Origin of the sequence: Kitasatospora sp. NPDC058046, from assembly GCF_042885595.1 — a bacterium.
Lineage (GTDB): Bacteria > Actinomycetota > Actinomycetes > Streptomycetales > Streptomycetaceae > Kitasatospora.
On the sequence record NZ_JBHVRS010000016.1, the window covers coordinates 123921 to 136771 of the forward strand.

The following is a 12851-nucleotide window of genomic DNA, read 5'->3' on the forward strand; positions in this document are numbered from 1 at the left end:
GAAGGTGAAGGAAGAGTGGGGATCAGTCGCGGCCGGGGAGGCGGCGTACGGTGACGCCGCGCGAGTCCGCCAGCAGCAGCGAACCGTCGGGGACGGACGTCCAGCCCGGCGCGTCGTCGTACGGTTCGGAGGCCACCACCGTGCCGAGGCCCGGCAGGGTGCGGTGGTACAGGGTGTCGCCCCAGGTGGTCGCGGCGATCGAGGCGCCGTCGGTGAGCAGCAGGTTGAGCCGCCCGGTGGTGTGCGCGGTGACGTCCGCGACGGTGCCCGCCAGGGCCTCGCCCGGCCCGGCGCCATCCCGCAGCCGGTGCAGGGTGAGCGCCCACAGCAGCGCCGAGTCGGTGCGCGCCTCCAGGTCCAGGAGCTCGGCCGGGGGCAGCAGGGCGGCCAGCGCGTCCAGCTTGCCGGGCCAGCCGGCCACCGCGCCGTTGTGGCTGAACAGCCAGCGCTCGGCGGCGAACGGCGCGGCCGCGCCCTCGCCCGGCGCGCAGCCCTCGGTGGCGGACCGGACGGCGGCCAGCAGCGCCCGGGTGCGGACCACCCGGGCGAGGTCGGCGAAGGCCTCGTCCGCCCAGATCGGCCCGGTCCGGCGGTAGCGGGCGGGCACCTCGTCGCCGTCCGCGTACCAGCCGAGGCCGAAGCCGTCCGCGTTGACCGTGCCGTACTGCTGGACCCGGGGCGCCCAGGACTGCTGGTACAGCCCGTACGGCGGGTGCACCAGCAGCTCCCGGGGTGCCACCGGCTCGCCCAGGTAGGCGATGTGACGGCACATCAGTCCGCCTCCAGGTCGCGGGCGGTGCGGAACCCGGCGAAGATCTGCCGCCGGACCGGGTAGTCCCAGTTGCGGAAGGTGCCCCGGCAGGCGACCGGCGCCACCGCGAAGCAGCCACCGCGCAGCACCTTGTGCTCGGGGCCGAAGAACACCTCCGAGTACTCCCGGTACGGCCAGGCCCGGAAGCCCGGGTAGGGGCGGAAGTCGCTGGCCGTCCACTCCCACACGTCGCCGATCAACTGGCCCACCCCGTACGGGGACCGGCCCTTCGGGTAGCTGCCCGCCCCGGCCGGGCGTAGGTGGCGCTGGCCGAGGTTGGCGTGCTCGGGGCCGGGCGGGCCGTCGCCCCAGGGGTAGCGGCGGGAGCGGCCGGTGGCCGGGTCGTGCCGGGCCGCCTTCTCCCACTCGGCCTCGGTCGGCAGCCGCCGGCCGGCCCACCGGGCGTACGCGTCCGCCTCGTACCAACTGACGTGCAGGACGGGCTCGTCCGGCTCGACCGGCGCCACCGTGCCAAAGCGCCGGCGGAGCCACTGGCCGTCCTGGTGGCGCCAGAACAGCGGGGCGGTCAGGTCGGCGCGGCGGCGGTGCTCCCAGCCCTCCGGCGTCCACCAGCGCGGGTCGTCGTAGCCGCCGTCCGCGATGAACCGCTGGTAGGCGGCGTTGGTGACCGGGGTGGTGTCCAGCAGGAAGGCCGGCAGGTCGACGGTGTGCGCCGGGCGCTCGTTGTCCAGCGCCCACGGCTCGGTGTCCGTCCCCATGGTGAACGGGCCCGCGGGGATCAGGACTTCGGCGGGCAGGGCGGCCGCGTCGGCGGGCGCGGGCGGTGGCGGTGGGGCGGCCAGGGCCGGCTCGCCCTGGCGGAGCTGGTGGGTGATCAGCATCGTCTCGTCGTGCTGCTGCTCGTGCTGGGCGATCATCCCGAACGCGAACCCGGCGTCCAGCAGCGGCGCGCCCTCCAGCGGGCTCGCCGCCAGCAGGTCCAGCACCCGGCCGCGCACCTCGTGGGCGTAGGCGCGGGCCTCGGCGGGCGGCAGCAGCGGCAGGCTGGGGCGCTCGGCGCGGGGGTGCTGGAAGGCGTCGTAGAGCGGATCGATCTCGGGGTGCATCGGGTCGCGGCCGCCGACGTTGCGCAGCAGCCAGAGTTCCTCCTGGTTGCCGATGTGCGCGAGGTCCCAGACCAGCGGGGACATCAGCGGGGAGTGCTGGGCGGTGAGGTCGCCGTCCCCGACGCAGTCGGTCAGCGCGGCGGTGCGGGCGCGGGCGGCCAGCAGCTCGGTGGCGATGCTCTCGCGCAGCGCCTCGGTGCCGGTGGCGGCGGCGTCAGGGGTGGCGGTGGCGGCGGTCGGGCCGGTGCTGCGGTCCGGGCCGGCCGCCTCGGTGCCCCCGTGGGGTCGGACGTCGGTCATGGTGCGGCCTCCTCCGGGGGAGCGGGTCGGGTGCCGGAGCGCAGGGCGTCCAGCTGGTCGTCGGCCGGGCAGCGGCCGCGCGCGGGGTAGCGCTCGGCGAACTCGGCGACGACGGTGCGCAGTTGACCGGCGCCGGGCAGGCGGCCCAGTGCGGCGTCGGCGGCGGCGAAGCAGGTGAGGGTGGCCCGGCGCAGCTCCGGGTCGGCCATGGCCAGGGTGGCGGCCCGGCGCCAGACCTCGCTGCGCGGCGGGCGCGGACCGTCGGTGCGTTCCAGCGGCTCCAGCGCGGCCAGCGCGGCATCGGCGGCCACCGGGTCGTCCAGCAGGGCGGTGACCAGTGCGGCGACCACCACCCAGCCGTCCCCGGGCTGGGCGTCGATCATCCGCAGCTCCAGGTGGCCGCGCGGGCGCACCGGCGGGAAGAGGGTGGTGCGGTGGTAGTCCAAGTCGTCGAGCGTGGGCGGGCGTTCGCCCGCGCCGCGGATCCAGTCGCGGAAGGTCAGCCCGGTCGGGGCCGTCCAGGGCAGGCCCTCGGGCCTTCGTACGCACAGGACTTGGGCATCCAGCACGTACTGTGCCCAGGCCTCGCGCGGGTCGCCGTGGTCCGGCTCCGGGGCGAGCGTGCGGGTCGGGTCCATCCGGGACCACACGGCCTGCCGGGTGGACCGATGGCCGGTCGAACTACCGTCCAGTGTAGGGGAGTTGGCGAATGCGGCGACCAGCACCGGGCCCAGCCGGTGGGCCAGTCGCCAGCGGCGCTCCACCGCGTGCGGCCCGTCCGCCTCGCCGGCGTCCAGGCAGACCTGCACCGACGCGGTGCCGGTCATCATGATGCGGCCCCAGGGCCCGGCGGAGTCGAAGAAGCGCTCCATCGCGAGGTAGCGGGGGTGGTCCAGCACCATCCGTCGGGGGCGGGCGTACGGGTCCGTCCCGGTGCCGGTGAGTCGCAGGCCCTGTGCCGCGAAGGCGGCCCGCAGGGCGGTCAGATCGCGTCGGGTGTCCTCGACGCAGGCCAGGAGGCCGGTGGCGGGCGGGGAGCTGAGCTCGACCTGTCCGCCGGGTTCGAGCGTGAGGCGCGAACCGGAGGGGAGGGAGACGCCGTCCGGTCCGCCGAGTGGCAGCGACTCCAGTGCGGCGTGGAGCAGTTCCGGCCGTACGGGGCGGGACGGACATCGATCGTCATGGACGAACCATTCGACCTCCACCCCCACCAGACGGGGCGGTCCGATCTTGAAGCAGACGCCCGACACGTGGCTGCGCGCCCCCGATTCGGTCAACGGGGTCACCCCCGGCGGGGGTGTTGGCGTGCTCTGCCGGTCGGGCGGAGTGGTGCGGGATACCGGTATCACCGGACTCACCATCCTCGGGATCACGATTGCGGCCCGGTCTACCTTGCCCAGTCTGCTACGGAGCATGCGGGGATGCCCCGCAAAAATCGTGTGAACGTTCTTTTTCGCAGGTCAGGGCTGTGGCGAACGGGTGAGTTCGGGGCTGTCAGGCCGATCGGCGGGCAGGGAGCGGCCCGCACCCGGTCGGGGCACGTGCCGGGGTCACAGGCGCTCCAGCCGCTCCAGGACTGTCGCCAGCACCGGCCCCGGCAGGGCGTAGTTCAGGCGCAGCGAACCCCGGCCGCCGGGCCCGAAGTCGGCGCCGTCGGAGGCCTCCAGACCGCAGCGCTCCAGCAGCGCCCGGCGGGCGTCGGCGGGCGGCAGGCCGAGCGCGGCGGCGTCCAGCCAGAGCAGGTAGGAGGCCCGCGGGGTGGCGCGGACGGCGGGTCCGAGCCGGTCGGTCAGCCGGGTGCGGGCGGCGGCCAGGTGGGCGAGCAGCGCGTCCAGCCAGGGCCCGCCCTCGCGCAGCGCCGCCTGCTGCACGGTCTGCTCCAGCAGGCCGCCCTCCCAGAGGCCGTAGCCGGCCAGCGCCTCGGTGAACCGGGCGCGCAGCCCGGGGCCGGGGACGAGGGCGAAACTGCTGGGGATGCCGGAGCAGTTGAAGGTCTTGCCGACGGAGTTGAGGGTGACGACGAGGGGCCGGTGCGCCGGGTCGGCGGTGGTGACGGCGACGGGGTGGGCACGGCCGGGGTGGGTGAGGTCGCCGTGCACCTCGTCCGAGACCAGCAGCGCACCGCTCTCGGTCGCCCGGGCGGCGAGCGCGCGCACGGCGTCGGCCGGCCACACCGTGCCGGAGGGGTTGTGCGGGTTGCTCAGCAGTACGGCGCCGACGGGGCAGGGGAGCGGGCCCGACGGGAGCCGGTAGCCGCTCGGGCCCGGGTGCGGTACTTGCGGCGGGTGCGCCGGGTGCAGCGGCAGTTCGCGGTACGGGAGGCCGGCCGCGCGGCAGAGCTGGGCGAAGCCGCCCCACTCGGGGGTGGGGAAGAGGACGGGGGCCTGCGGCCGTACGGTCTCCAGGAGGAGGCGCAGCGCGGTGCGCGGCCCACAGGGCAGCAGCAGGACCCAGTCCGGGTCGACCGCGGCGCCGTGCCGGGTGCGGTACCAGTCGGCCACCAGCGCGCGGCCGGCCGGGTCGCAGACCGTGTAGCCGTACGCGCGGTGCCGGGCGCGTCGCTCCAGTGCCTCGGCGACGGCGGGCGGGCCGGGCAGGTCCATGTCGGCGAGGCCCATCGCGATCGTCCCCGGGGCGTCCGCGCGGGCCCACTTGCTGCTGCCGGTGCCGGTGCGGTCGAAGGGGGCGTCGAAGCCGAAGTCGGGGGCGGGGACGTCGGTGGGCGCGGGGCCGGGGGTGTCGCGAACAGATGACAGATTTCGAAAGCTGTCATCTGTTCGCTGAAAGTTGTCGTCTGTCATCTGTTCGCCGCCATCCGTCCTCCGACGCCCGTCACGCCGCTCGACGCCTGTCACCCCGCCGCCGCCCCCGCCAGGTACGCCGCGAGCCCCCGCCGCCCCCGGCGCATCATCACCGCGTGGTTGGCCCGGAACAGCGGGTGCAGCGGCAGGGCGAGCCGGCGCAGCAGGGGCTTGCCGGGCCGGGTCTCCTCCTCGAACAGCACCCGGCTGCCCGGACCGCCCGGCCCGCGGGCCTCGTGCGGTCCGCCGGCCCCGCCCGCCAGGTCCGGCGTCACCGTGAACCGCGACCACCCGGCCAGGTCGCCCCGCATGGCCACCTCCAGCACCCCGGCGGCCGGGTCGCGCCGCTTCGCCGCCAGCCCGATCACCAACCGGTACGGCAGCAGCGCTCGCACCACCACGTCCCCGGAGTCCTCGCCGGTCGGTCGGACCTCGCGGATCTCCGGCCACCACAGCGGATAGCTCCGTATGTCCTCGAGGGCCGCGTACACGGCGGTCGCCGGAGCCGCGAGCCGCCAGACGCCCCGGAATCGGTAGTGGTTGGGGTCCACGGCCCCACCCTAGTCCGGGCCGGTCGCTCCGAGGGGTGAACGCCGTTGGACCGTTGCCGAGTTGGTCCGTGGCACGGCCGGCAACCGGAGGTGAATCTTCCGGAAGTGCCCGTCCGGGAGGAAGGAAGCGCTCCGCTTGCACCCGTTCGGGGTGCGGGGGAGGATCTTCTGTGCTTGTAGTCTCATCAGTCACGGCAGCATCCCCTGGGCGCTGCGACCCCAGAAACCGGAGTGAAGGAGTCACAGGCATGCGGCGACCGAGCTGGGTACCGGAGGGCACGGACCTGGACAAACCGAACGCCGCGCGGGTCTACGACTACTACCTGGGGGGCTCGCACAACTTCGAGGTCGACCGGGAGATGGCCCGCAAGGCGATCGCCATGTGGCCGGAGCTGCCGCAGATCATGCGCTCCAACCGCGCCTTCCTGCGCCGCGCCGTGACCTTCCTCGCCGAGCAGGGCGTCACCCGCTTCCTGGACATCGGCTCCGGCATCCCGACCTTCGGCGCCGTGCACGAGATCGCCCGGGCGATCCGCCCCGAGGCCAAGGTCGTCTACGTGGACCGCGACCCGGTCGCCGTCGCGCACAGCCGCCTGCTGCTGGAGGACGACCACGACTGCGCCGTCGCCCAGGCCGACCTGCGCGACGTCGACGACCTGCTGGCCCGCCCCGAGGTCACCGAGCTGCTGGCGGCCGGCGAGCCCGTGGCCGTGCTGCTGGTCGCCGTCGCGCACTTCGTCGGCGACGAGGACGACCCGTGGCGGCTGATCGGAACGGTCCGCGACGCCCTCCCGCCCGGCAGCGCGCTGGTGCTCTCGCACGCCGCCCTGGAGAGCCGCCCCGACCAGGCCGAGGACCACCAGAAGCTCTACCAGCGGACGCCGACCCCGCTGACCATGCGCACCCACGAGCAGATCACCGCGATGTTCTCCGGCTTCGAGCTGGTCGAGCCGGGCGTGGTGCACCTGCCGCTGTGGCGTCCGGACCAGCCGGGTACGGTCGGTGAGCACCCCGAGCGGATCGCCGGGGTGGCGGGCGTGGGGATCCGCCCTTGAGCGGACGCGACGGACGAGGCACCGACGGCCGCACGCCCCGCGCGGCGGCCGTCGCGAGGCCTGCCCGGCCCGCTCGGCCCGCAAGGCCTGCCGGGCCCGCCGGAACCGGCGCGTACACCAGAGGAACCAGGTTCAGCAGATGAGTACCACCCCGGTGCGCGGCAACGCGGAGCGGTTCCACGAGGAGTGGGCCCGGCTGCTCTCCGCCGACCACGGCACCGCCGTCCACCCCGGCCTGCTCGGCCGGCTGGTCGCGCGCACCGCCGCGCTGCTGCACCGCGCCCAGGAGGACGAGCCGTTCGAGCCGCGGCTGGCCGCGCAGGCCGGCGCCGACCTGGTCGACGCGCACTTCACGGACCCGGTGCTGCTGGCCCGGGCGGTCGAGCTGCTCCAGGCGCAGCCCGTCCAGGACGACCGCGGCCCGGCCCTGACCGGCGCCTTCGCGGCCGGCTGGGCGGCCGCCCTGCGCGAGCGCACACTGACCGAGCAGGAGGCGATCCGCACCGCCGCCGACAGCGCCCGCAAGGAGGCCGAGCGGGCGCTGCGCGCCTCCGAGGCCCGGTTCCGGGCGCTGTTCGAGAGCGCCGCCATCGGCATCGGCATCGGTGACACCGACGGCAACATCATGGCGGTCAACAAGGCCCTCCAGGAGCTGTTCGGCGCGGGCCCCGAGGACATGATCGGCCGCCGGGTCGGCGACCTGGTGCACCCCGAGGACACCCCCGGCGTGTGGGAGGCGTACGAGGAGCTGATCAGCGGCAAGCGGGACTACTTCCAGTTCGACAAGCCGTACTACCGCCAGGACGGCGAGGTGATCTGGACCCACCTGACCGTCTCGCTGATCCGCGACGACGACGGCATCCCGCAGTACCAGGTCGCGATGCTGGAGGACGTCACCGACCGCTACCGGCTCCAGGAGCGGCTGCGCCACCAGGCCACCCACGACCCGCTGACCGGCCTGCCCAACCGCGCGGCCTTCTTCGAGCGGCTGGAGAAGCTGTTCGAGGAGCCCGAGCCGGGCGCCCGCTTCGGCCTCTGCTACGTCGACCTCGACGGTTTCAAGGTGGTCAACGACAGCCTCGGCCACGACATGGGCGACCAGCTGCTGGCCGCCGTCGCCGCCCGGCTGAAGGCCGCCCTCACCCCGCTCGGCCACCTGGTGGCCCGGCTCGGCGGCGACGAGTTCGTCGTCCTGCTGGAGAAGTGCCGGGGCGAGCAGGAGGCGGTGGCCGCCGCGAAGACCGTGCTCAGGGCGCTGGCCGGGCCGGTGCTGATCGGCGACCACAAGCTCGCCGTCGGCGCCAGCGTCGGCGTGCTGGAGCGGCGGGTGTCCACCACCACCCCGGGCGCCGCCGTCCGGGCCGCCGACCTCACCCTGTACCGCGCCAAGGAGGCCGGCCGCGGCCGCTGGACGCTCTTCGACCCCAAGGAGAACGCCCGCGCGGTCAGCCGCTACGCGGTGTCGGTGCGGATGCCGGCGGCCCTCGACCGCGGCGAGTTCTTCATCGACTACCAGCCGCTCTACCGCCTCGCGGACGGCCGGCTGGCCGCCGTGGAGGCGCTGGTGCGCTGGCGCCACCCGCAGCTCGGCGTGCTCGGCCCGGACGAGTTCGTCACCACCGCCGAGGAGACCGGGCTGATCATGCCGCTCGGCCGCTGGGTGCTGGAGCAGGCCTGCGGCCAGGCCGCGGACTGGATCAAGCGGTACGGCGACGCCGCCCCGCAGCTCAACGTCAACCTGGCGGTCCGGCAGGCCCGCAGCGCCGCCCTGGTCACCGACCTCGCCCGGATCCTCGACAGCACCGGCCTGGACCCGGCCCGGTTGCAGCTGGAGATCACCGAGTCGACCGTGGTCGGGCCCGAGGACGAGGCGCTGCGCACCCTGCACGGGCTGGTCGACCTCGGGGTGTCGCTGGCCGTGGACGACTTCGGCACCGGCTGGTCCAACCTCGCCTACCTGCGCGACCTGCCGGTCTCCGGGCTGAAGATCGCCGGCTCCTTCGTCGGCGACCTGCACGAACCGGGGAAGGACGAGTCCACCGGGTGGCGGATCGTCAGCGGACTGGTGTCGATGGCGCACGCGCTCGGGCTGAACGTCACCGCCGAGGGCGTGGAGACCCACCGGGACGCCGAACGGCTGCGGACCATGGGCTGCGACTGGGCGCAGGGCTGGCACTTCGGACGCCCGGTGCGGCCCGAGGAGATCGCCCGGCGGATCGTGGAGGAACCGCTGGGGCGCCCGGTCGAGGAGCGCTGAGGCGGGCCGGCTGGACGCCGACTCGAGTTCCGCTCGGGGGCCGGTCCGTTCCCGCCCGGTCCTGCTCCGCTTCGGCGGTCGCGGTCCCGGCCCGACCGCCGTACGGGCAGTGCCGGCCGAGGCGTCGACGGCGGCCGGTTCCCCGTCGGGGATCGCGCTTGCGTACCGGTCCTGCGATGGGTCGGTCCTGATCCGCGGAAGCGGCCGACACCCGCGCCCGCCATGAGGGATGATGACGCGTCACAATCCACCCCGGAACCGGTGCGCCCATGGTCACGGCCCCGCGCCGGTCCGGGCTGCGGGGGAGGGGAGCGTCGCATGGGCACGACGGAGGACGCGGACCCGGCCGAGGGCGGTCGGCGCGGGCCGAGGCCCCGGTCGGCCGCCGGAGCCGAGCCGGGGAATCCGCCGGGGAGCAGGGTGGAGCGGTGGTCGCGGGGGCGCTGGCGTGCTTCCGAGGACGCCCCGGACCGGTCGTCCCGGCTCGGCGCGACCCCGCGGGCCCGGGTGGACCCGCAGGCCGCGACCCGTCGGGTGCCCGCCGCCCCGCCGCGCTTCGATCCGGAGGCCGCGACGCGTCGGGTGTCCGGCAACGAGCCGCGGTACGACCCGGAGGCGGCCACCCGCCGCAGGCCGGACACCGGGCCGAGGTTCGACCCGCACGCCCCGACCGAGCTCCGGCCGAACCGGCCGGGGGGCTCGGGCAGTTCGGGGGGCTCGGGGCACTCGGGACGTTCGCCGGGTACCGATTCGGAGGCGGTGACCGAGGTCGTCCGGCCCCGGTCGGGCTCGGGGGCCGGCTCGTCCTCCTGGCAGGACGGCATCGGGCCCGGCGGCCCCGCCCCGGCCGGGGGAGGCGGCGGCGGGAGTGCGGGCGGGAGCCCGGCCGGCCCCGAGGACGGGTTCGGCGGGGCCCCGGACACCGGCGGTCCGTTCGAGGGCGTCTTCCCGGACGCCCTGCGGAGCCGCTTCATCCCGCTGGGTCGGGCCGGAGCCGGTTCCGAGGGCACCGTCTGGTACGTCCGGCGCACCGACAGCGGCGGTGACGCGGCCGTCAAGGTGGCCGTCGCGGGCCAGCCGATGGACCACGACCTGCTCTCCCACCTGGGCCACGACGGCTTCCGCCGGCACGTCCCGCAGCTGATCGACTTCGGCCGGGTCCGCCACCACGGCGCCCAGGTCGACTGGGTGGCCATGGAGTACCTGCCGGTCACCCTCGCCGCCCACGTCGCCGGGCTGTGGCGGTCGGGCGGGCAGGGCGACCGGCGGACCACCGAGCAGATCGTCTACGAGCTGGTCGCCCTGCTCGACTTCTGGCAGCAGCGGATCCAGCGCAACCCGCTGGACTTCAAGCCCGCCAACATCCTGGTGCGCCCCGGCAGCGGGTCCGGGGAGTTCGTGATCGCCGACTTCGGCGGCGTCGACCGGCTCACCGACAGCCGCCGGTTCACCTCCGCGATGATGGTCACCGTCGCCTACATGGCCCCCGAGCAGCTGGCCGGCAAGAACCACCAGGCCGGGCCCTGGTGGGGGCTCGGCAACGTGCTGTACGAACTGTTCGTCGGCCGCCCCCGCTTCGTCGGCGCGGACGGCGAGCGCCCGGACGACCAGGAGCTGGAGCTGGAACTGGTCATGGGCGAGGAGGTCGACCTCAGCGCCGTCCGCGACCCGCGCCAACTGCTGCTCCTCCAGGGGCTGTTCACGAAGATGCCGGAGGACCGCTGGACCGCCCCGCAGGTCCGCAGCTGGCTGGCCGGCGGCACCCCCGAGGTGATCCGCCGCCGACCGCAGGCGCAGGCCAGGGCCCACCGGCCGGTCACCTTCCTCGGCAACCCGTTCACCGACCCGGTCCGGCTCACCGAGGCGCTGCTCAAGAACTCCGGCGCGGCGGCCCGCTGGCTGGCCACCGGGGGAGCGGAACGGGTGCGCGACTGGCTGCGGGACGAGGTCGAGGACACCGTCTTCGACCTGCACTACCTCTCCGACGTGGCCAAGGCGCCCGGCTCCCGGCGCGAGTCCGTGGCCGCGGTGGCGGTGCTCGCCCTGGGTGCCGCCTTCGTCCCGGACGCCGTCCCGCACTACCGCGACCGGCCGATCGACACCACCGGGCTGGAACGCGTCGTCACCGCACCGGACGGCGCCGAGCTGATCGACGAACTCGTCCGGGGCGGGGTGCCGGCCGTGGTCGCCCGCTACGACTGCTTCCACCCCGAGTGCGCCGGCGAGCACTGCTCGCGGCTGCTAGCGCTGGCCGCACTGCCGGAGGTGCTGGCCGAGGTGGACCGGCTGGCCCGCACCGTCGGCGGCGGCCGGCGCGGCGGCGACGGGCTCAGCCCGGAGGAACGCGAGGAGGCGCACCGGCAGGCGGTCTGGCTGAGCATCCGGCCCGAGGAACGCGCGCGGCTGCTCGGCCGGCTCTCGCCGCTGCCCGCCGCACTGCACCGACTGCCGCTGCCCGGGCGGGTCTCGGAGCTCGCCGCCGCGGTGGCCGCCTCAGTGGTGGACGGCGCGCTGGCCGTGGGCGCGGGCGCCCGCACCGCCGTACGGACCGTGGCCCGCAAGCCGGCGCCCGACCCGGCGGCGGCCACTCCCCGGGACGTGGTGCGGCGCCACTGGTCCGCGCTGCGCCGTCGGGCGGTGAGCGCCGACCCGGCGCAGCCGGCCGGACGGGCGGCCCTGGTCGCGGCGGAGGCACTGCGGCGGCGCGGCCGGGGACGGCCCGAGCGGCCCGAACCGGAGGCCGGGGTGCGACAGGAGGGACGGGTGGCCCGGCTCTGGCTCAACCGGCGCCGCCGGCCGCCGACGGGCTGGGAGGAGCGGCGGGAGCAGCTGGCGGCCTGGTGGCCGCACGCCCGCACCGCGTTGCCGCGCCGGGCCGGGGCGGTCCTGCTGCTGCTCCTCGCCTTCGGGCTGCTGCTGTGGGCGGGGGCGGTGCTCCGCTACCCGGTCGAGGCGGGGGAGAAGCTCGACCTCTCGCCCGCCGGCGTGTTCGGCGGCCCCCTGCGGAACGCCGGCGAACACGCGGCCCGGCAGGTGGCCGGACAGCTCGGCGCGGGGCTCGTCGCAGCCGCCGTGATCGCCTTCTTCCCCGCCCGGGTGGGCATCGGCACGGCGCTGCTGACCGGCGCCGGAGCCCTCGCCATCGGCTACCTGCGGCTCGGACCGCCGATGACGGTGCTGGAGACGCCGCCGTCGGTGGCCGACCGGGTCGTGGTGTTCGAGGGCGGGATGGGGAGTTGGGCCGGCATCGCGGCGGTGGTGGCGACCGTCGTCTCGCTCGTCCTGATCGAGCGGGCCGCCAACCGGCTGCTGAAGCCGGCTCAGGAGGCCCGAAGGCAGGCCCGGGAGGCCTGGCGGGAGCGGGGCGTGCGGGGTGTGCGGGGCGCGGGGCCGTCCGGGGCCGGCACCGCCGAGAGGGCGGGGAGCGCGCCGTCCGGGCGGTGGCGGACGGGCGGCGCCGGTGCGCGCGACCGGCTGCGGTTCGCGCTCGGGACGACGGCGGTGCTGGTGCTGCTGCTGTGGGCGGCGGTCGAGGTCCGGCTGGCGGCCACCGGGGCGCACCCGACGCCCGACTCCTGGGGGACGGGGCAGGGCGGTGCGGACTACCAGGCCGGGTTCGTCCTGCTGCTGGCGGTGGTGTCGCTGGTCAGCACCCTCGGGACGCCGGCCACCGCCAAGGGGCTGTTCGTGCTCTGGGTCCCGGCCACGCTGTTCCTGGGCGCCTGGCCGGGGCCGCTGGGCCCGGTCGAGGCGCTGCGGATCCCGGTGTTCGAGGGGCTGTTCCGGGCGATCGCCGGGCTGTGGGGGCACGGGGCCTTCTGGGCCGCGCTGCTGGTGGCGCTGCCGCTGGCGGCGTACGGGGTGCTGCGGACGGTTCGGGGGCGCGCGGGGCGCGGGTGACAGCGAACGGCTGACAGCTGACAGATCACCGCGAACAGATGACAGCAAACAGATAACAGATGACGGCTGACAGATTTTGAAATCTGTCAGCTGTCATCTGTCACCAGCC

8 protein-coding genes are annotated in these 12851 nt (G+C 75.6%); 3 read left to right on the plus strand and 5 right to left on the minus strand.

Translation table 11 applies throughout. The features are described 5' to 3' along the window. Nucleotides 1–22 precede the first annotated feature (22 nt). From egtC to ACFVU7_RS28725, 5 genes are all read right to left on the minus strand, one after another. Nucleotides 23–772 (minus strand): ergothioneine biosynthesis protein EgtC, encoded by a 750-nt coding sequence (egtC, locus tag ACFVU7_RS28705; protein WP_388047916.1) that lies wholly within the window; start codon nt 770–772, stop codon nt 23–25. Then, nucleotides 772–2178, minus strand: coding sequence for an ergothioneine biosynthesis protein EgtB (egtB, locus tag ACFVU7_RS28710; protein WP_387819996.1), 1407 nt, complete (start codon nt 2176–2178; stop codon nt 772–774). The genes egtC and egtB overlap by 1 nt, the downstream gene beginning before the upstream one ends. Next, nucleotides 2175–3455, minus strand: a complete 1281-nt coding sequence (gene egtA / locus ACFVU7_RS28715; RefSeq protein ID WP_241853032.1) for an ergothioneine biosynthesis glutamate--cysteine ligase EgtA — start codon at nt 3453–3455, stop codon at nt 2175–2177. The genes egtB and egtA overlap by 4 nt, the downstream gene beginning before the upstream one ends. 273 nt (nt 3456–3728) lie before the next feature. Continuing rightward, the gene (locus tag ACFVU7_RS28720) at nt 3729–4979 is read right to left on the minus strand and encodes an aminotransferase class I/II-fold pyridoxal phosphate-dependent enzyme (RefSeq protein ID WP_388047917.1); all 1251 of its coding nucleotides are present in this window, start codon (nt 4977–4979) and stop codon (nt 3729–3731) included. A 50-nt stretch (nt 4980–5029) separates the two neighbouring features. Further along, nucleotides 5030–5530: an SRPBCC family protein gene (locus ACFVU7_RS28725; RefSeq protein WP_388047919.1), complete on the minus strand. Its 501-nt coding sequence runs from the start codon at nt 5528–5530 to the stop codon at nt 5030–5032. Nucleotides 5531–5778: 248 nt separating this feature from the next. On the opposite strand from ACFVU7_RS28725, the gene ACFVU7_RS28730 reads away from it, so the two are divergent. From ACFVU7_RS28730 to ACFVU7_RS28740, 3 genes are all read left to right on the plus strand, one after another. Further along, on the plus strand, nt 5779–6585 hold the full coding sequence (locus ACFVU7_RS28730) for an SAM-dependent methyltransferase (protein WP_049659216.1): 807 nt from the start codon (nt 5779–5781) through the stop codon (nt 6583–6585). Nucleotides 6586–6724: 139 nt separating this feature from the next. Beyond that, nucleotides 6725–8842, plus strand: a complete 2118-nt coding sequence (locus ACFVU7_RS28735) for a putative bifunctional diguanylate cyclase/phosphodiesterase (protein ID WP_388047920.1) — start codon at nt 6725–6727, stop codon at nt 8840–8842. 759 nt (nt 8843–9601) lie between these two features. Continuing rightward, nucleotides 9602–12742 carry a hypothetical protein gene (locus ACFVU7_RS28740; RefSeq protein WP_388047922.1) on the plus strand — a complete coding sequence of 1047 codons (3141 nt, stop codon included), beginning with the start codon at nt 9602–9604 and terminating at the stop codon, nt 12740–12742. Nucleotides 12743–12851: the final 109 nt, after the last annotated feature.